This is a genomic window from Variovorax sp. KBW07 (assembly GCF_003852515.1).
Lineage (GTDB): Bacteria > Pseudomonadota > Gammaproteobacteria > Burkholderiales > Burkholderiaceae_C > Variovorax.
The window spans coordinates 16876-35705 of record NZ_QAJK01000001.1 but is presented as its reverse complement, the minus strand read 5'-3'; the positions used below and the strand labels follow the sequence as shown (position 1 = coordinate 35705).

The window sequence follows — 18830 nt, the reverse complement described above, 5'->3', positions numbered from 1 at the left end:
GATGGCCGCCGTTCTCAACGCGCCGCCCGGGATGCCCGCGACGCTCGCCACGGTGCTTGCCGCACCCGCCGCACCGGCCGCACCAGCGATTACGTGCCGCGACATCGGCGTGCGCTTCTTCACCGAGCGCCGCGACGTCACCGCCATCGGCAGCCTCGACCTCGACGTGGCGCAGGGCGAATTCCTGACGCTGCTCGGCCCCTCGGGCTGCGGCAAGTCGACCTTTCTTCGCGTGGTGGCCGACCTGCTGCAGCCCAGCCGCGGCCGCATCGAGGTGCTGTCTTCCACGCCGCAGGCCGCGCGCAAGAACCGCGACATCGGCTTCGTCTTTCAGGATGCGGCGCTGCTGCCGTGGCGCACGGCATTGCAGAACGTCGAGCTGCCGTTGCAGGTGGGGGGCGGCGCCAGCCGCAAGGGCCGCCGCTCGCCGCGCGAACTGCTCGAGCTGGTGGGCCTGAAAGACCGGCTGGGCGCGTTCCCGCACGAGATGTCGGGCGGCCAGCGCCAGCGCGTGTCGATTGCGCGCGCGCTCGCCAGCGACCCGAAGATCCTGCTGATGGACGAGCCCTTCGGCGCGCTCGACGAGATCACGCGCGACCGGCTCAATGAAGAAATTCTTCGCGTGTGGCGCGAGACCGGCGTGACGATTCTGTTCGTCACGCACAGCATCCACGAGGCCGCCTTCCTGGGCCAGCGCGTGCTGATGCTCGCCGCCAACCCGGGCCGCGTGCGCGAGATCGTGCCTGTCGAGCTGCCGGCCGACCGCACGCTCGAAATGCGCGAGACCCCCGAATTCGTTCGCCTCACGAGCCATCTGCGCCGTGTGCTGGAAACCTGCTGAGGCCGATGCCATGAACACCCGCTCTCTCGATTCCGCCGTGCCCGGTGCCTTTGCCGCACCGGCCGACCCCGAATACATCGCATGGGCCGCCGCGCGCCAGCGCCGCCTGTGGCGCCGCCGCATCTTGCCGGCGCTCGGCATCGTCGGCCTGGTCTTCCTGTGGTGGGCCGTGATCGCGCTGTTCGACGTCAAGCCCTTCATTGCGCCCACGCCATGGGCCGTGCTGGAGACGCTCTACGCCAAGCGCGACGTGCTGCTCGACAACCTGCTGCCCACCGCCATGGAGGCGGCCGGCGGCTTCGTGCTGGGCAACCTCGCGGCCATTGCCATTGCCACGGTCTTCGTGCACAACAAGACGCTGCAGGACATCTTCTTTCCGGTGGTGCTGATGTTCAACGCCGTGCCGCTGGTGGCCAAGGCGCCGGTGCTGGTGCTCATCATGGGCAACGGCATGGAGCCGAAGATCACCATCGCCGCGCTGGTCTGCTTCTTTCCGACGCTGGTGAACATGGTGCGCGGGCTGGAGTCGGTCAACCCGCAGGCGATGGAGCTGATGCGCGTGCTGTCGGCGAGCAAGACCGAGATTTTCTTTCGCCTGCGTTTGCTGAACGCGTTGCCCTATCTGTTCTCGGCCCTGCGCATTGCCGCGTCGATGTGCGTCATTGGTGCGGTGGTGGGCGAATGGGTGGGTGCCACGGTGGGCATCGGCGCGATGATCTTGCAGGCCACCTTCAACTTCGATTCGCCGCTGCTCTATGCCGCGATCGTCATGAGCGCCACGCTCTCCGGCCTGTTCTTCCTGCTGGTGACGCTGGCCGAGCGCTGGGTCATTCGCTGGCAACCGGAAGCCGCCCCGTGATCCGCCGGGCGCATTTCAAACACACATCCCAACAAATCAACAGGAGAGTTCTATGAGCCGTATTGGCGACTGGATGCAGGAGCCCGCGCACGACGTGCGCGTGGCAGCCGAATCGGACGTGGTGGTGGTCGGTGGCGGCCCGGCAGGGCAGGCCGCTGCCCTGGCCGCCGCGCGCAACGGCGCCAGCGTGACGCTGCTGGAGCGCTACAACCACCTGGGCGGCCTGGCCTCGGGCGGCATGGTGCTGGTGCTGGACGACATGTGGGACAGCCACCAGCAAGAGATTTCGGTGCGCGGCATCTGCCTCGAAATGATCGAGCGCATGTCGGCGCTGGGCCTGGCCGAGTACCCGCGCCAGCAGGACTGGGGCACGCTGCCTGAATCGGTGCGCCGCTGGAAGCGCTGGGGCACCTACGACTTCCACAGCAAGGAGAAGCTGCACCCGATCTGCTTTGCCGCAGCCTTCGACCCCGATGCGTGGAAGCGCACCTCGCTCGAAATGGTGCAGCAGGCCGGCATCGAGTTGCGCCTGCACTCGTGGTTCTCGCGCACGCTGGTGGAAGACGGCAAGGTGAAGGGCGTGGTCTGCGAAACCAAGGGCGGGCGCGAAGCCATCCTGGGCAAGGTGGTGATCGACACCACCGGCGACCTCGACGTGGCCGCTTCGGCCGGCGCGCCGCACATCAGCGGCAGCTACATCGTGACCACCGTGTTCCGCCTCGGCGCGGTGGACACTGAAGAGGCCGAGCGCTTCGAGCGCGAAGAGCCCATGGCCTGGCAGGCGCTGGACCGCGAGATCAAGCACATGCTCGGCGGCGCCTGGGACGCCTGGTGGCTCAAGACGCCGCTGCCCGGCGTGGTGTGGTGCAACTGCCCGCACATGCCGGGGCTCGATGGCCTGAAGGTGAGCGACCTCACGCGCGCCGAAGTGCAGGGCCGCGCCACCATCCACAAGGTGATCGAGTTCGTGCGCGCCAAGCTGCCGGGCTTCTCGAAGTGCACCCTGATCGACATGGCGCCGCAGACCGGCATCCGCCAGACCCGCCTGCTCGAAGGTGCCTATGTGATGACCAAGGAAGACGTGGCCCAGCGCACCCGCTTCGACGACAGCGTGGCGCGTGGCCGCGACTACTACTACCCCTATCGCACGCTGCTGCCGCGCAGCGTCGAGAACCTGCTGGTGGCCGGCCGCCACTACTCGGCCACCTCGGCCGCGCAGAAAATTTCACGCGAGATCCCGCCCTGCATGGCCATGGGCGAGGCCACCGGCACGGCCGCGGCGCTGGCGCTGAATGCGGGTGTGTCGGTGCGCGATGTCGACGTGGCGAAGCTGCAGAAGACGCTGCGTGCGCAGGGCGCCGACCCGGGCGACCAGAAGGGGCCCAATGCCGATGTGCCCGCCATTGCGCGCTCGTTCACGCAGGAGGCCGCATGAGCACCGCTGCATTGCCCCTGGACGGCATCCGCGTGATCGACTTCACGCAGGTCATGATGGGCCCCGTCTGCACGCAGATGCTGGCCGACCATGGCGCCGACGTCATCAAGATCGAGCGCAAGGGCGCGGGCGACCTGAGCCGCTCGACCTTTGCGCCGGTGGCGGGCAACGACAACCCGATCTTCTGCAGCCTGAACCGCAACAAGCGCAGCGTGGAGATCGACCTGCGCGATGCGGAGCAGATGGAACTGGTGAAGGCGCTGATTGCCGGCGCCGACGTGGTCACCAACAACTTCCGCGCCGGCGTGATGGAGCGGCTGGGCCTGGGTTATGAAGACTGCAGGCGCCTGAACCCGCGCATCATCTACGCGGTGGGCACGGGCTTCGGCGAGACCGGCCCGTATGCGCACAAGGGCGGCCAGGACGTGCTGGCGCAGGCGCTCACCGGCGTGATGGCGCGCCGCGCCGACGCCTCGGTGCCGGTGTCGATCTACCCGACCGCGCTGGCCGACTACACGGCGGGCATGCACATGGTGCAGGGCATTCTGCTGGCGCTGCTGCAGCGCGAGCGCACCGGCGAAGGCCAGAAAATTTCGGTGTCGCTCTACAACTCCATGCTCGCGATGCAGATGCAGGAAGCGGCCATGGTCATGATGGAAGACTCCGAGGTCAACTGGGCCGCCATGCCGCTGTCGGGCGTGTTCGACACGCAGACCGGGCCGCTGGTGCTGGTGGGCGCGTTCAAGGCCAACCCGCTGCGCGACATCTGCACGGCGCTGGGCATCGGCGACCTGTCGGCCGATGCGCGCTTCTCGGGCATGGCGGCGCAGTTCGCCAACAAGGCCGAGCTGCACGCGATCTTCCGTGAGCGCTTTGCCAGCAACACGCGCGACCACTGGCTGCACAAGCTCGAAGAACAAGACCTTCTCTCGGCCCCCGTGCGCGACATGCGCGAGGCGCTGGTCGATCCGCAGACGCTGCACAACGCGATGATTCTCGAAGGCGATGCCTCGTCGGGTCGGCCGCTGAAATTCATTGCCAGCCCGATCCAGATGTCGGGCGCCAAGGCCGGCTTGCGGCGCGAGCCGCCCAGGCTCGGGCAGCACACCGACGAAGTGCTGGCCGAAGCGCGCGCGCTGATCGAGGAGGCCGACGCATGAGCGTTCTTTATGACGTCGTCGATCATGTGGCCACGGTCACCATCGACCGGCCCGAAGTGCTCAACGCGGTAGACCTGCCGACCGAGGCCGAGCTGCAGCGCATCTGGAGCGACATCGAATCGCGCGACGACATCCGCGCGGTGGTGCTCACCGGCGCGGGCGAACGCTCGTTCTGCGCGGGCGCCGACCTGAAGAACACCTCGAACCTCAAGGGCGTCGAGTACTGGGCCGCGGCCCGCACGGGCGGCTTCGGCGGCATCGCGCTGCGCGAAACGCTCGACGTGCCGGTGATCGCGCGTGTCAACGGACTGGCGCTCGGCGGCGGCTTTGAGATGGTGCTGGGCTGCGACATCGTGGTGGCCTGCGAGGACGCCAGCTTCGGCCTGCCCGAGCCGCTGGTGGGGCGCCTGCCGCTCGACGGCGGCATGCTGCTGCTGCAACGGCAGATTCCCTACCGCCAGGCCATGGGCATGATGCTCACCGGCCAGCGCGTGAAGGCGCAGCGCGCGCTCGAGATGGGCCTGGTCAACGAGGTGGTGCCGCGCGCCGAACTCGACACCGCCGTCAACCGCTGGGTGCAGCAGATGCTGGCCTGCGCACCGCTGTCGCTCAAGGCCATCAAGCAGGTGGTGCGGCGCACCGGCACGCTGGCGCCGGCCGACGCGCACCGCATGCGGCTGCCGGCACTGGTGGCCGCGCTGCAGTCCGAAGACGCCAACGAAGGCGTGCTGGCGTTCCAGCAGAAACGCAAGCCGCGGTGGCTGGGCCGCTAGGCGCCCGCCCTTCAATGCCATGCCCCACGTCATTACCGGCGCCTGCATCGACGTCAAGGACGGCGCCTGCGTCAAGTGCTGTCCGGTGGACTGCATCTACGAAGGCGAGCGCACTCTGTACATTCACCCGGATGAATGCATCGACTGCGGCGTTTGCGTGTCGGCCTGCCCCACCCAGGCCATCTACGAAGACCTTCGGCTGCCGCCCGAAATGGAACACTTCACGGCCATCAACCGCGAGTTCTTCGCGGCCCACGTCAGCGGGCTCGGCTCGCCCGGCGGCGCCGACGCCAAGCGCGTGCCCTGCGACCACCCGGCCATTGCCGCAACGCCGCACATGGCCGGTTGACCGGGTGCCAGAGGGGAGGGGCGGCTGATGCACGCCAGCATCCTCAAGTACTTCATCGAGGTGGCAAGTTGCGGCTCGGTGCGCAAGGCTTCCGAGCGGCTGTACGTGGCGGCCAGCGCCGTCAACCGGCAGATCCACAAGCTGGAAGACGAGCTGGGCGTGGAGCTGTTCGACCGCATGCCCAACGGCCTGCGGCTCAATGCGGCCGGCGAGCGCCTGCTCAAGCACGCGCAGGAAACGCTGCACCAGTACCAGGTGATGCGCACCGAGCTCGATGCGCTGAAGGGCGAGCGCACCGGCCACGTCAAGGTGGCGGCCATGGACTCGTTCTTCGAGGAACTGCTGCCCTCGGCCGTGGAAGACTTTCTGCAGGTGTTTCCCGCCGTCACGTACACCATCACCGCGGTGCAGCCGATGGACGTGCCGCAGATGGTGATGTCGGGGCAGGTCGACGTGGGCATGACCTTCGTGAGCCGGTTGCCGGGCGGCGTGGCCGCTGTGGCGCTGGCCAACCTGCCGATCGGCGTGGTAATGCCGCCGGGCCATCCGCTGGCCAACCATGCCAGCGTGTCGCTGAAGGAATGCGCGCGCTACCCGTTCCTGCGTTCCAGTTCGCACCCCGTCATCAGTGCCGGGCTGTCGCCCGAGTTCGCGGCGTTCTGGGACGACATGGAGCCGGCCGCCACCTGCAATTCGACGCCCATGCTCAAGCGGTTGATCATGGCGGGCAAGGGCATCTCGTGCTTCTCGAAAATTGCCTTCATCGAAGACCTGAGGCGCGGCGACCTGATCTGGCGGCCCTTCGAGCTGCCGGCGCTCGACCAGCTGCAGGTCGGCATCGTGGTGCCGTCGCAGCGCGTGCTGCCGCATGTCACGCAGAATTTTGTCGGCCGCATGGCACGGCGGTTGACGCAACTGGAGATTGCGGCGGCTGCAGTGTGAGTGTGGCGGCGGGGGTGAGACGGGCTAAGCTGGCGTTCTCGCGCGTTCGCATCGCCTTCTTTCCATGCTCACTCACAAACAGCTTCGCTACTTCGTGGACATCGTCGACGCGGGCAGCTTCAGCCTGGCGGCCGAGCGCCTGTTCATCGCGCAATCGGCCCTGAGCCGGCAGGTGAAAGAGATGGAGCTGCACCTGCAGGTGCAACTGCTCGCGCGCGACACGCGGCACCTGGAGATGACGCCGGCCGGCCGCTCGCTGTATGGCGATGCGCGGCGCATTCTTGCGGCCATCGAGAGCGCCACCGTCGGCGCGCGCCATGCGCAAAGAGGCATCGAGGGCACGGTGCAACTGCTGCATTCGAGCTCGGTGCCGCTGACGCATGCGCTGCTGGCCTGCCTGAAAGACCATGCCCGGCGCTGCCCCGGCGTTTCCATCGAGGTGTCGCAGCGCGCCTCGGAGCACCAGGCGCCGGACATCGAGCAGGGCATTGCCGACGTCGGCCTGGCGCGCGAGCCCTTGCTGCGCCGCTACCCGGGCGTGCAGCACGAACCGATCTTCTCGGAGCCGCTGGTCGTCGCCGTGCCCGCAACGCATGCATTGGCGAGCCGGCCGAGCGTGGGCATTGCCGAGTTGCGCGACGAACCCTTCGTCGCCACGCCGCACCTGGAGAGGGGCGGGCTGAGCCATCGCGTGGCCGAGTTGTGCCGCGCGCAGGGCTACCACCCGACGGGCGCGCAGGTGCGCTCGCGCAAGTGGTCGCAACTGGCGCTGGTGCAGGCGGGGTTCGGCATCGCGATCGTGCCGGCGTCGATGGGGCAGATGGCGCCCGAGGGTGTGCGGCTGCTCGCGCTGGAAGAGGAGGACAGCCACACCACGCTGCTGGTGCTGTGGCGCAGCGGCGGCACGAAGCTGGCGCAAGACCTGGTGGAATCGCTGCGCGAAGGCATGCGGGCGACGTCAACCGGATTCAGCTGATTTCGAGATCGACGCCCGCCGCTTTCTGTATTGGCGCAAGGCGGGCGAAGTGCCTAGATTCGCGGGCATGGATGCTTTCGCTACTGCCTTCGTCAACGCCTTGCCCGTCACTCCGCTTCAGTTCGCGATCGTCTGCGCGGGCGTTGTCGTGGCGTACATCATCTTCGGCATCGCGGGCTTCGGCACGGCGCTGGTGGCCGGGCCGGTGCTGGCCAACTTCATTCCCGTGGCCAGCGTGGTGCCGTTGCTGGCGCTGCTCGACTTTTTTGCGGCGGTGGCCAACGTGAGCCGCGACGCGCGCTCGGCCGACACGGCCGAGCTGCGGCGGCTGGTGCCGGTCATGGCGCTGGGCAGCCTGGTGGGGGCAGCCTTGCTGCTGCTGGGGCGCCCGCAGCTGATGCTGCTGGCGCTCGGTGTCTTCGCGGTGGCCTATGCGCTGTATTCGCTCAGCGGCATCAAGCCGGTCTCGCGACTGCCGCCCCGCGCGGCGCTGCCGTTCGGTTTCGTGGGCGGTATCTTCTCGGCGATGTTCGGCAGCGGCGGTTTCATCTATGCGATCTACCTGTCGGGCCGCATCGAAGCGAAGGAGCGGATACGCGTCACCCAGTCCACGCTGATCGGGCTCAGCACGCTCACGCGGGCGACTCTGTTCCTGCTGGCCGGCGTGTATGCGCAGGCTTCGATCCTCTGGCTGGCGGTGCTGTTGTTTCCGGCCATGCTGGTCGGTACAGGCATCGGGCGGCGCATCACGCTGCGGCTCTCGCGCGAGCAGTTCCTGCGCGTGGTGGGCGTGGCGGTGCTGTGCTCGGGCGCGTTCCTGATCTACCGCTATGCCGTGGGCTGAATGAGGCGGGGCACCACGGGCGGGGCATGGCATCATCGTGCGCCTCTTCCACCCGCATGCCCATGTCCGCAGATTCCTTTGTCCGCCGCGTTCGCAGCCAGCTCGACCAGTTGTCGGCAACCGAGCGCCAGCTTGCCGATTTCGTGCTGGAGTTTCCGGGCGAACTGGCCAGCTATGCGGGCAACGAGCTGGCGGAGCTGGCGGGGGTGTCGCCCTCGACGGTGAGCCGTTTCATCCGCCGCATCGGCTACGAGAACTACGAAGAAGCGCGGCGCCAGGTGCGCGAAGAAAAGCAGACCGGCTCGCCGTTGTTCCAGAACGCCACCGAGGCCTCGAAGCGCGGCCACCTGGTGGCCACGCATTTCCAGCAGTCGCAGGCCAACCTGGCCAGCACCTTCGACCGGTTGAACGAACGGCATATGGCCGCCATCGTGAAGGCGATCATCGGCGCGGGGCAGGTGCTGATCTTCGGCAGCCGCAGCAGCCACGCCTTTGCGCTGTACCTGCGCTGGCAGATCGTGCAGGTGGTGCCGCGCGTCACCGCTATTCCGGGGCCGGGCGAAACGCTGGCCGAGCACCTGGCCGGGCTGACCGCGCGCGACTGCGTGATCGTCTTCGGCACGCGCCGGCAAACGCGGCAGATGGACATCCTGCTGGCGGGCGCCAGCAAGGCCGGCGCGAAGATCGTCTACATCAGCGACAAGGCCTCGCCCGATTTCGCCGGTGCCACCTGGTCGCTGCAATGCGATTGCCGGGGGCCGGGGCTTCTGGACAATCACACGGCCGTGATGGGCATCTGCGACCTGATCGCCACCATGGTGATCGAGGCCTCGGGCTCGGCCGGGCGCAAGCGGCTGGCGGCGATCGAGCTCGGGCACGAGGAAAACGGCGAGCTCTGAACGGCCCCCGGCCGGCCCGATGCGGCCGGTTCGCACTGAAAAGGCGCACGGCGGCGGTGCGCACCCGCCCACTCGAGGTGCATCCGAAAGGGCTCTGGCAGGCCCCGGATGCGGCATGCCCATGACAGCCACTCCACGCTTTCCCCTCTGAAAAGTACTTCTTTGGCACATGGATGCCGAACGTCGTGCGCCACCGGGCATGCGGTTTGCATAGGGCTGTTTCGTCTGAAATTGAGATTTCACAAAAACAAACTAGGTGAAATCGATATGTCAGTCTTCCGGTGTCGCCGATAGCATGCGAATCGATTCCGGACAGCACCGAGCAAAGCACTTCATTCCTTTCTCAAGGGGTTTCCAATGGCTGGACCTGCACTCTCTTCCGGGCCCGACTCGCCCCGGGTTGCCGAGCTGGATCGCGCGCTCGACAAGATCGGCGTCACGCGGTCGCACCACACGATCATTTTTCTGATCCTCATCGGCTGCCTGTTCGACAGCTTCGAGCAGAACGCGGTGGGCATCGTGGGGCCGATGCTGCGCGAGCAGTGGGGGCTCAGCGCATCGGACATCGGCTTCCTGAACACCGTCACCTTCGCCTGCGCGGCGGTGGGGCGGATCATCTCGGGCTTCATTGCCGACCGCTACGGCCGGCGCGTGATGCTGTCCATCGACCTGCTGCTGTTCACGCTGGGCGCGGGCATCTGCGCCATGGCGCCCAACTTCGCGGTGATGGCGCTGGGGCGCGCGGTGGTCGGCTTCGGGCTGGGTGGCGAGATCGCGATTGCCGTCACCATGCTGGCCGAGTTCTGCTCGACCAAGTTCCGCGGCACCGCCGTAGGGCTGGTGAACGTGGGTGCGGGCGGGCTCGGCAACTTCCTGGCACCGGGCTTCGGTCTGCTGGTGTTCTGGATGTTCCCCGGCGACAACGCCTGGCGCTGGCTGTTCGCCTGCCTGATGGTGCCGGCGCTGCTCGGTGCGTTCTACCGCCGCTACATTCCCGAGACGCCGCGTTTCCTGCTGTCGCAGGGCAAGGTGAAGGAAGTGAATTCGGTGCTGTCGCGACTGGCGTCGGGCCGGCTGTCGGCGAAGAACGTGCCGCAGCAGCACTACATCACCGACGACGGCGCGGCCGCGCCGAATGCCAGAGTGAAGGTGCGCGTGACCGAGATCTTTCGCGGTGCGCTGGCGCGGCGGACCATTCCGCTGTGCATCACCATCTGGATGACCTATGGCGCGCAGATTTCGGTGCTCACGCTCATGCCGACCATTCTTGTCGCGCTGGGCTACAGCATGTCGAAGAGCCTGCTCTTCACGATGGTGATGCAGGGCGGCAGCCTGCTGGGTGCCATTGCGGCTTCGCTGCTGGGCTTTCACTTTCCGCGCAAGCGCGTGCTCACGGCCGGTGCCGTGTGCGCCTGCATCGCGGCGCTGACCATCGGCTTCGCGGCCAAGAGCATCGTCGTCCTGTTGATTGCGGGCGCGGTGTTCCAGTTCTTCGTGCTGTTGCTCAACACCACCATCTGGATCTTCGCGCCCGAGCTGTACCCGACCCGCGTGCGCGCCTTCGGCACGGCCTTCATTCTTGCCACCGGCACGGCCGCTGGCGCGCTGATGCCGCTGGTGGCGGGCCGGCTCTTCGATGCCTTCGGCCTGGTCGGCGTGTTCAGCCTGGCGGCGGGCATGTACGCGGTGTTCGTGGTCAGCGTGCAGAGCGTGCCCGAGACCTACGGCCAGTCGCCCGACGCGCTGCCGCTGCCCGGCGAAAACACCGCCGCGGGCGACGACACGGCCCCGGCCGCGAAGATCGCGCAGCCCGGTTGAGGGTTGACGGTTGAAGGTTGAATTTCCAGAGAGTCCCGACGCATGCAACAAGAAATCCTGCTCATCAACCCGAACTCGTCGTCGGCGACCACCGCCATGATGGTGAAGATCGCCAACGGCGAGGCACCGGCCGGCTGCCGCGTGACCGGTGTCACCGCGGCCGGCGGCCCGGGAATGATCGTCAACGAAGACGAGCTCGATGCCGCGGCCACCGAGGTGTTGAAAGCCTGGCGTTCCGCCGCCGACGGGCGGTGGGACGGCGTGATCGTCAGCGCCTTCGGCGACCCGGGCCTCGAGTTGCTGCGCCGTGAAGCGGGCGTGCCGGTGGTCGGCATCGCCGAAGCCTCGATGCTGGCGGCCAGCGAAGGCCACCGGCGCTTCGGCATTGCCACGGTCACGCCCGAGCTGGTATCGCCCATCGACGGCCGTGCCGCCGCGCTGGGGTTGCGCGGCCTGTACACGGGCATCCGCCTGACGCAAGGCGACCCGCGCGCGCTGGCGGCCGATGCGCATGCGCTGGAAGAAGCGCTGGCACAGGCCGTGCAGCGCTGCATCGACGAAGACGGCGCGCAGGCCGTGATCATCGGCGGCGGGCCGCTGGGGCAGGCTGCGCTGGCGTTGGCCCCGCGCTTCGATGTGCCGGTGATCGCACCGATTTCCGCGGCCATGCGGCTGCTGTGTTCGCGGCTTGCGGTCACGCCATAGGCCGCGCGGTCGGGCTTTCTTTTTTCTTTCTTCAGTTCTTTCTTCGTTGCGGCGCGGGTGCGCCGTGGCTTGCTGTTGTCCGAGGAGTATTGAATGAGCACTGTGGTCTTGCCTCCAGCGTCCGACATTTCCGTGGACAGCCTCGCGGAACGCGACCTGACGTTCAGGCGCATCGTCTGGCGCCTGATTCCTTTTCTTACGCTGGTCTGGTTTCTTGCATGGATCGACCGGGTCAACGTCGGCTTCGCGAAGCTCACGATGATGAGCGACCTGCAGTGGTCCGACGCCATCTACGGCGCCGGCGCGGGCGTTTTCTTCATCGGCTATTTCTTCTTCGAGGTGCCCAGCAACATCCTGCTGCAGAAGTTCGGCGCCAAGAAAACAATCATGCGCATCACCATCGGATGGGGCGTGGTGTGCGTGCTGATGGCGTGGGTGAAGACCCCGCTGCAGTTCTACATTCTTCGCTTCCTGATGGGCGCATTCGAGGCCGGCCTGCAGCCCGGCGTGATCCTGTACCTGACGTACTGGCTGCCGGCGCACCGGCGCGGAAAGGCGCTGGCATTCTTCGTGTCGGCCTCGGCGCTGTCGCTGATGTTCGGCAGCCCGATCGCGGCCTACCTGATGGAAACGCTGAGCGGCGCGGGCGGCTACCGTGGCTGGCAATGGTTGTTCGTGGTCGAGGGCATTCCGTCCATCGTGGCGGGCATCGCGGCGTATTTCATCCTGAGCGATTCGCCGGCCAAGGCGCGCTGGCTCAGCGCGCGGCAGAAGGCGCATGTCGAGAGCGAACTAGCCGCTGAAGCGCAAAGCCTGGGCAGCCGCGAGCACAGCTTTTTCGCATCGATGCGCAATGCGCAGCTGTGGGTGCTGACGCTCATCTTCTTCTGCATCGTCGCGGGCAACGCCACGCTGGTGTACTACGGCCCGAGCATCGTGCGCGAGGTCGGCGTGACCGACATCAAGACGCTGGGCTGGGTCATGGCCGGCATCTACGCCTGCGGCTGGATCGGCATGATCGGCAACGGCTACCTGTCGGACCGGCGCAAGGAAGTGAAGTGGCACACGGCCATCGCGGCCGGCATCGGCGCGCTGGGCCTGCTGCTCACGGCCTACTTTCTGGGGCAGAAGAACATGGCCGGCGTGATCGTCTCGCTGGCGCTTTCGTCGGCCGGCACCATGGGTTCGATTCCGATCTACTGGCAGATCCCGAGCCGCTACCTTTCGGCCACCGCGCTGGTGGTGGGGCTGGCCTTCATCAACTCGGTGGCGAACCTGGCGGGCTACTTTTCGCCGCAGTTGCTCGGCTACCTGAAGACCAGCACGGGGCAGTACGCACAGGGGCTCACGGTCATCGCGCTGGTGGAGTTCGTGGCGACCGTGCTGATCCTGCTGTTTGTGTCGCGCGAGAAGGCGCGCAGCCCGGCGCCGACGCAATGAAGCCATGAACGTTTTCGCCGCGAGGGCCTTCTAGAATCCAGGCCCGCACTCGCCCGGCACAGCCCGGGCGAGGCGCATTGTTCATCTCATTTTTCCGCATGCCTCTTTTCCGACTTCGCTCCGTCCTTTCTCCCTCTCCTGCTTTCCTGGCTCTTCTTCTCTCCACCACCATCGGCGCGGCAACCCCTGCCTTCGCCGCCGATATGGTCCTGACGCTGAACACCGACCGCGCGCAGGAAGCCACCCAAGCCCCCGCCTTCGATCTCGCCGTGACCCGCTTCACGGGCATGGCGTCGGGCTCCTACTACTGGCCTGAAGGCCTGCTGGCCGAACAACTCATCGAAGGGCTGTCTTCGCGCCACGATCGCAAGGAGCTGGCATTGCCCGGCGGCCAGCGGCTGCTGTCGTCGTACCGGCGGCCCTATGGCGGCAGCGAGCGCGCGGCCGTGCTGGTCGACAGCGGCAGCGGCAACGTGCTGGCCGCCGCACTGGTGCACCGCGCCTGCGGCAACGACTCGTCGTCCACCGGTTGCCTGGACGACCAGCACGCGGTGCTGTCGGTGTTCCTCGCCCCCGGCTTCGACCGCGCGAAGGCGCAGCCGCTGATCGCGTGGAGCCGTCAGGTGCCCGAAGAACTGCAGTTCGGCAAGGGCGAGAAGATCGCCAAGACCGAATACACCACGCTGGATGCCGCACACACCGCCCCACGCCCCGTCGAACGGCCGAAGGGCTTCTCGGCGGACGTGCCGCTGTACCCGAAGGCGCAGATCTACCGCACCGCGCAAGACGCGCTGAGCGACGCCAAGGCCAGGCGCGTGCTGCGCCTGCAGACCACCGACAGCATGGAAAAAGTGCTGGCCTTCTACAAGCAGCTGTCGCCGCCGCTCGAAGAAATGGAGTCGAGCCTGGACCAGCGCTCCGGCTATGTCGCGGGCAACCGCAAGGGCGTGGCCTTTTCCGTCGGCGTGAAGCACGGGAAAGACATGCTGGCGATCACGAATATCGAAGTGGAGATTTCCGAATGATGGCTGTGCCGTTTCGCAAGACCCTCGCGTCGCTGCTGTTCGCCTGCGCCGCGGGCGCGCATGCGCAGGGCGCACAACCCGCGGCATCCGCGGGTGGACCCGTCACCACCGAGCTGCCCGCGCCCCCGCTGCGGCTCAGCGAACAGCCGCGCATTCGCAGCGCCGTGGTCGCCATGGTCGGCTATGCGCGCGGCAGCTACACCGATGCCGATGCGCTGATCGCGCAGCAGGTGCTCGAAGGCATGCGCTCCAGGCACGACATCACGCGCACCGTCTGGCCCGATGGCCGCAGGGTCATCGCGTCCGTCAATGGCGGCGACCACGGCGAAGAACGCTCGGCCATGCTGCTCGACGCCGAAGGCCGCCTGGTGGCGCTGGGGCTGGTCAACGGCCATTGCAGCGTGCCGCCGACCGGCGACAAACCCAAGGTGTGCAAGCCTGCGCCGCAGACCGTGCTGTCGATCTTCCAGCCCGCCGGTGCGAAGCAGGCCGACGCCGAGCCGCTGGTGGTGTGGGGCAAGACGCTGCCGTCGTTCCTGGCGGCCATGGCCGAAAGCGACGATCCGGCAAAGGCGGCCGACGCGCAGAAGATCGCGAGCGTCGAATACATCGCCGGCCAGCCGGACGTGCCGGGCTGGCGCGTCGAGCAATTGCCACCGGGTTTCCCGGCTTCGCTGCGGCCCTTGCTGGTGCAGACGGCCGAGGTGAACAGCACGGCGAGCGCCGGCAAGATCGTGATGCCCAAGGGCCTGGCCGGCAAGCCGATGCGCACGGAGTACGAGCGCTCGCAGCGCAACGAGCCGCGCCTGCCCGATGCCGAAGTGACGCTGCGCAGCTACGCCGCGCTCGACACCCTGGTCGACACCTACCGCGAGCTGGCGAAGGGCGCGAGCGTGGAAGAGGGCGGCCGCGAAATCGTGTTCAACGGCGCTGATGGCGCGGGGCGCTACAGCGTGCGCTTGCGCGACGCGAAGGAAACCGGCGTGTTCATCACTGTGTCAAGCTGGAAGGGCAAGTAGCAGCGACTGCTTCTGCTACTTGCCTGCACGCGCTGGCGCCTCGGCCATCGCCTGAGCGTCAGCGTGCTTTGCGGCCTCCGGTCAGCTTGCCGAGTGCACGGCGAAATTCAGCCAGCGGCATCGATTGCGATGCGTCGTTGTTGCCGGCTTCCGACAGGGCACGGCTTCGCCATGTCGGCGGGCTGCCTGGCGGGTTCTGGATGAGTCCGTGCACCGTGTCGCCTCGAACTTCGAGGATGGCGCTGCACAGGCTGGGCTGCATCGACCGTCCTTCGCCCCAAGTCTGGAGAATCCATTCGGAGCCCTCGGGAAGGGGCTCCGACCGGCCCACGGGAGGCAGGTTGAGGCGGTAATAAAGCACCCCGTTCCCGAGAAGCTTTGTGCCGATCTCCTCGCGCTTTCCGCCATCGAGAAACTCGAGGGTTTCGAACATGTAGGTTTTCCAGTTCGGGTCGGAGGGCGACGCGGGAAGATCCGACGGCACCACCCGGGCCCGAACGATCCGGCCGCTGGAGTTGTGGTCGCGATGCCACTTCACCGATTCAAGGAACGAGCTGTTGCCGGCGCATGAGGTCGCGCCGGCGGAGCCTGGGCCCCAGAGCGCGAGCAGGACGACGAGAAGTGAAAGAGACGGTTTCACCTTGAGCCTCCGGGGAGGAACAACGAAATCGCTTCACTATTTCGCCGGGCACGAGGCGCGTCAAGAAAGCTGAAGAGCATCCCCGGTCCTTCAGTGCCGAAGCTGCCTTGCTGCGTGCTCGTTCAGGCCGCGTCGTCGGGTGCGCCTTCCGGCGGCACGATGCGCAGCCACGGCCATCGCGCCTGGTAGTCCGCCGCCTTCTTCAGAAAAAGCTCGCGCATCGGAAGCAGCGGGTTCATGCGCAACATGCCTGCGGCCAGGTCGTCGAGTCCATCGGGCGCGTAGAGCGTTCCATCGGCCAGGTCGATGCCGACGCGGGTGCATGCGATGAGGTAGCGGTCGATGCCGTCGCGCGCGGAACCGAGTTGCGGGTAGGGCGACTTGAAGCGCTGCTCGTACCAGAGGTGGACGCGCGCCTGGTTCTTCACCTCCACGCTCACGCCCAGGTCGGCCACCGCGCGCTGCACGCGCTGGATCACGGCGTCTTCTGCGTCCCACGACAGGTCGGTGTCGTCGAAATAGAAAACGTCGTAGTCTTTCACGCCCCAGCCTGGCGGCTTGTCAGAGAGGCGGTTCCACGTCGCCTGGAACAGGCAGCCGGCGGTAAGGAAACCCTGGCGAAGCCGGAGGGCCGGCAGGCGTTCAAGCAGCGCGGCGTTGACGGGGTCTTGCGTGGCCTGTTCGATGAGGCCGGCGGGGGTCAATGGCATGAGGTCGACGATGCAATGCAAAGAGGCCTGACGACACAGCCGTCAGGCCTCGAATTCCGCGAGTGCGAAAGTCGCGGAAGAAGAAAGCGAAGAAGCGATCAGCCGATTTCGGCGATCAGCTCGATCTCGACGCAGGCACCCATCGGGATCTGCGCCACGCCGAAGGCGCTGCGTGCATGCGCGCCCTTTTCGGGGCCGAAGACTTCGGCGAAGAATTCGCTGGCGCCGTTGGTCACCAGGTGCTGTTCGGTGAAGGTGCCGACCGAGTTGACCAGGCTCATGACCTTGACGATGCGCGTGACCTTGTTGAGGTCGCCCACGGCCGCATGCAGCGTGCCGAGCAGGTCGATGGCAATGGCGCGCGCGGCCTGCTTGCCTTCGTCGGTGCCGATGTTGGCGCCGAGCTGGCCGGTCCAGACCTTGCCGTCCTTCTTGGCGATGTGGCCCGACAGGAACACGAGGTTGCCGGTGCGCACGAAGGGCACGTAGGCGGCCGCGGGGGCGGAGACGGGCGGCAGGGTGATGCCGAGGCTGGAAAGTTTGTCGTAAACGCTCATGAAGATTCCTTGTCTTGGATTGGCGATTGTGTCCCGGTTTGCGGCAAGGCCGCGATCACTTCCCCCACTGGCTGCACGGTCACGCCGACGCGCAGCGTGTGGCGCGCGCCGCCGTGTAGTACGCCGCGCATCGGCGAAACGTCGGAGTAGTCGCGGCCGATGGCCAGGGTGACGTAATCCTCGCCGGGCTGGCGGCCGTTGGTGGGGTCGAAATCGGCCCAGCCACCGGCGCTTTCGGTGGCGTCGTCGCCGTCGCTTTCACCGGGCAGGTACACCGACACCCAGGCGTGCGAGGCATCGGCGCCGACCAGCCGCGGCTGGCCGGGCGGCGGCTGCGTGAGCAGGTAGCCGCTCACGTAGCGCGCGGGCAGGCCCATGGTGCGAAAGCACGCGATCATGATGTGCGCGAAGTCTTGGCACACTCCCTTGCGCTGGGCCAGGGCCTCGACGGCGGGCGTGTTGATCTCGGTGCTGTCGGCGTCGTAGTCGAAGTCGCGGTACATGCGCTCGGTGAGGTCCATCGCCACGTCGAAGGTGGGACGCCCGGGCACGAAGCTGGCGCGCGCGTAGGCCATGAAGTCGTCGTGGCGCGGCACGTAGGGCGAGGGAAAGACGAACTCCGAAGCCGCGTCGAAGGTGGCGTCCTTGCGAAAGCGGAAACGCTCGCGCACGGCCTCCCAGGGCAGCTCGCGCGCAATGGCGGGCGACAGCACGGGCGTGAAGGTTTCGACCACGCTCTCGGCCGTGACCACCAGCCGGTCGTGCGTGGCTTCGAGCGCAAAGAAGGCGCGCGTGTTGCCGTACAGGTCGGGCAGCTCGCTGCGCTGCGCGGGCGGCGGATCGATGGCCAGCTTGTGGCTCACCAGCCGCTGCGAATCGGTGGCCAGCGGCTTCAGGTGGGCGAGGTGCTGCGCCGTCTCCACGGGCGGCGCGTACTCGTAGCGGGTTTCGTGGGTGACGTGAAGCAGCATCGCGCGGACCGGTGGGCAGGCAGGGGCTTGCGGCCTACTTCGACTCGGCGCCGAAGTGCGAGGCGTAGATCTTCGCGTAGGTGCCGTCGGCCTTGATGTCCGCAAGGCCCTTGTCGATCTTTGCGAGCAGCTCGGCGTTGCCCTTCTTGACCGCGATGCCGTATTGCTCGGCCGGGAAGCCCGCGTCGCTCACCGTCTTGAAGCCGCCCGTGGGGTTGTTGGCCAGGTAGTGCGCCACCACGCCGTTGTCGGCCACCACGGCCTGCACGCCGCCGGCTTCGAGTTCCTTGAGCGCCAGAGGGGTCGATTCGAAGCGCTTGATGGCGGTGCTCGACTTGCCGAGCAGCTTGCCCACCACTTCGTCGCCGGTGGTGCCGTTCTGCACGCCGACCTTCAGGGACTTGATGTCGTCGAACTTCGCGACCGGCGAATCGCTCTTGACCGCGATGAGCTGCCGGGCCTCGAAGTAGGGCTGCGAGAAGTCCATGGTCTGGCGGCGTTCGTCGGTGATGGTGATGGACGACACCAGCAGGTCGCGGTCGCCCTGGTCGAGCGAATTGAAGATGCCTTCCCACGGCGTGTTGACGAACTTGACCTCGATGCCGGCCTTGGCCGCCACGGCCTTCACCACGTCGATGTCGAAGCCCACGACCTCGCCCTTTTCATTCTGCGATTCGAAGGGCGCGTAGGCGGCGTCGGTGCCGACCACCAGCACCCGCGCGGCGGCCGGTGGCGGCGGTGCGGAGGCAGCGGCGGGCGCGGCCGCCTCCTGCTTGCCGCAGGCGGCAATGGCAAGGGCCGCGAAGAGCCCGGCGGCGGTGAGTGCGAAGCGGCGGTTGATGGCGATGCCTGACATGGAAATGCCTC

Annotated in this window: 20 protein-coding genes; 15 read left to right on the top strand and 5 right to left on the bottom strand. The window is 67.2% G+C overall.

Annotated features, from left to right (window positions below; all coding sequences use genetic code 11):
- The first annotated feature begins 1 nt into the window (after position 1).
- From DBV14_RS00145 to DBV14_RS00075, 15 genes are all read left to right on the top strand, one after another.
- Entirely contained in the window at positions 2-841 is an 840-nt protein-coding gene (locus DBV14_RS00145; protein WP_260396758.1) for an ABC transporter ATP-binding protein, read from the top strand.
- Between the two features lie 10 nt (positions 842-851).
- Positions 852-1700 carry an ABC transporter permease gene (locus DBV14_RS00140; protein WP_124457170.1) on the top strand — a complete coding sequence of 283 codons (849 nt, stop codon included), beginning with the start codon at positions 852-854 and terminating at the stop codon, positions 1698-1700.
- Between the two features lie 52 nt (positions 1701-1752).
- On the top strand, positions 1753-3135 hold the full coding sequence (locus DBV14_RS00135; protein WP_124457169.1) for an FAD-dependent oxidoreductase: 1383 nt from the start codon (positions 1753-1755) through the stop codon (positions 3133-3135).
- Complete coding sequence (locus tag DBV14_RS00130) at positions 3132-4295, top strand: CaiB/BaiF CoA-transferase family protein (protein WP_124457168.1); 1164 nt, start codon at positions 3132-3134, stop codon at positions 4293-4295. The genes DBV14_RS00135 and DBV14_RS00130 overlap by 4 nt, the downstream gene beginning before the upstream one ends.
- Complete coding sequence (locus DBV14_RS00125) at positions 4292-5068, top strand: enoyl-CoA hydratase-related protein (protein ID WP_124457167.1); 777 nt, start codon at positions 4292-4294, stop codon at positions 5066-5068. Before DBV14_RS00130 ends, DBV14_RS00125 begins: the two co-directional genes overlap by 4 nt.
- Before the next feature lie 19 nt (positions 5069-5087).
- Entirely contained in the window at positions 5088-5417 is a 330-nt protein-coding gene (gene fdxA / locus DBV14_RS00120) for a ferredoxin (protein ID WP_124457166.1), read from the top strand.
- 27 nt (positions 5418-5444) lie between these two features.
- Complete coding sequence (locus tag DBV14_RS00115) at positions 5445-6359, top strand: LysR family transcriptional regulator (protein ID WP_124457165.1); 915 nt, start codon at positions 5445-5447, stop codon at positions 6357-6359.
- Between the two features lie 64 nt (positions 6360-6423).
- Entirely contained in the window at positions 6424-7335 is a 912-nt protein-coding gene (locus DBV14_RS00110; protein WP_124457164.1) for a LysR family transcriptional regulator, read from the top strand.
- A 67-nt stretch (positions 7336-7402) separates the two neighbouring features.
- The gene (locus DBV14_RS00105) at positions 7403-8179 is read left to right on the top strand and encodes a sulfite exporter TauE/SafE family protein (protein WP_124457163.1); all 777 of its coding nucleotides are present in this window, start codon (positions 7403-7405) and stop codon (positions 8177-8179) included.
- Between the two features lie 56 nt (positions 8180-8235).
- Entirely contained in the window at positions 8236-9078 is an 843-nt protein-coding gene (locus DBV14_RS00100) for a MurR/RpiR family transcriptional regulator (RefSeq protein ID WP_185545874.1), read from the top strand.
- Between the two features lie 357 nt (positions 9079-9435).
- Complete coding sequence (locus DBV14_RS00095; RefSeq protein ID WP_124457161.1) at positions 9436-10896, top strand: MFS transporter; 1461 nt, start codon at positions 9436-9438, stop codon at positions 10894-10896.
- Positions 10897-10938: 42 nt separating this feature from the next.
- On the top strand, positions 10939-11601 hold the full coding sequence (locus DBV14_RS00090) for an aspartate/glutamate racemase family protein (RefSeq protein ID WP_124457160.1): 663 nt from the start codon (positions 10939-10941) through the stop codon (positions 11599-11601).
- Between the two features lie 93 nt (positions 11602-11694).
- Positions 11695-13041, top strand: a complete 1347-nt coding sequence (locus DBV14_RS00085) for an MFS transporter (protein ID WP_124457159.1) — start codon at positions 11695-11697, stop codon at positions 13039-13041.
- A 203-nt stretch (positions 13042-13244) separates the two neighbouring features.
- Entirely contained in the window at positions 13245-14066 is an 822-nt protein-coding gene (locus tag DBV14_RS00080; RefSeq protein ID WP_185545873.1) for a hypothetical protein, read from the top strand.
- Entirely contained in the window at positions 14063-15085 is a 1023-nt protein-coding gene (locus tag DBV14_RS00075) for a hypothetical protein (protein WP_124457158.1), read from the top strand. Before DBV14_RS00080 ends, DBV14_RS00075 begins: the two co-directional genes overlap by 4 nt.
- Positions 15086-15143: 58 nt before the next feature.
- On the opposite strand, the gene DBV14_RS00070 is transcribed toward DBV14_RS00075, so the two are convergent.
- The 5 genes from DBV14_RS00070 to DBV14_RS00050 all read right to left on the bottom strand — a co-directional run bounded on the left by DBV14_RS00070 (position 15144) and on the right by DBV14_RS00050 (position 18819).
- Entirely contained in the window at positions 15144-15725 is a 582-nt protein-coding gene (locus DBV14_RS00070; RefSeq protein ID WP_124457157.1) for a hypothetical protein, read from the bottom strand.
- A 122-nt stretch (positions 15726-15847) separates the two neighbouring features.
- Positions 15848-16435, bottom strand: coding sequence for a nucleotidyltransferase family protein (locus tag DBV14_RS00065; RefSeq protein WP_124457156.1), 588 nt, complete (start codon positions 16433-16435; stop codon positions 15848-15850).
- A 98-nt stretch (positions 16436-16533) separates the two neighbouring features.
- Complete coding sequence (locus tag DBV14_RS00060) at positions 16534-16992, bottom strand: RidA family protein (protein ID WP_124457155.1); 459 nt, start codon at positions 16990-16992, stop codon at positions 16534-16536.
- Positions 16989-17963: a transglutaminase family protein gene (locus DBV14_RS00055; RefSeq protein ID WP_124457154.1), complete on the bottom strand. Its 975-nt coding sequence runs from the start codon at positions 17961-17963 to the stop codon at positions 16989-16991. Before DBV14_RS00055 ends, DBV14_RS00060 begins: the two co-directional genes overlap by 4 nt.
- A gap of 34 nt (positions 17964-17997) precedes the next feature.
- Positions 17998-18819, bottom strand: coding sequence for a basic amino acid ABC transporter substrate-binding protein (locus tag DBV14_RS00050; RefSeq protein WP_124457153.1), 822 nt, complete (start codon positions 18817-18819; stop codon positions 17998-18000).
- Positions 18820-18830: the final 11 nt, after the last annotated feature.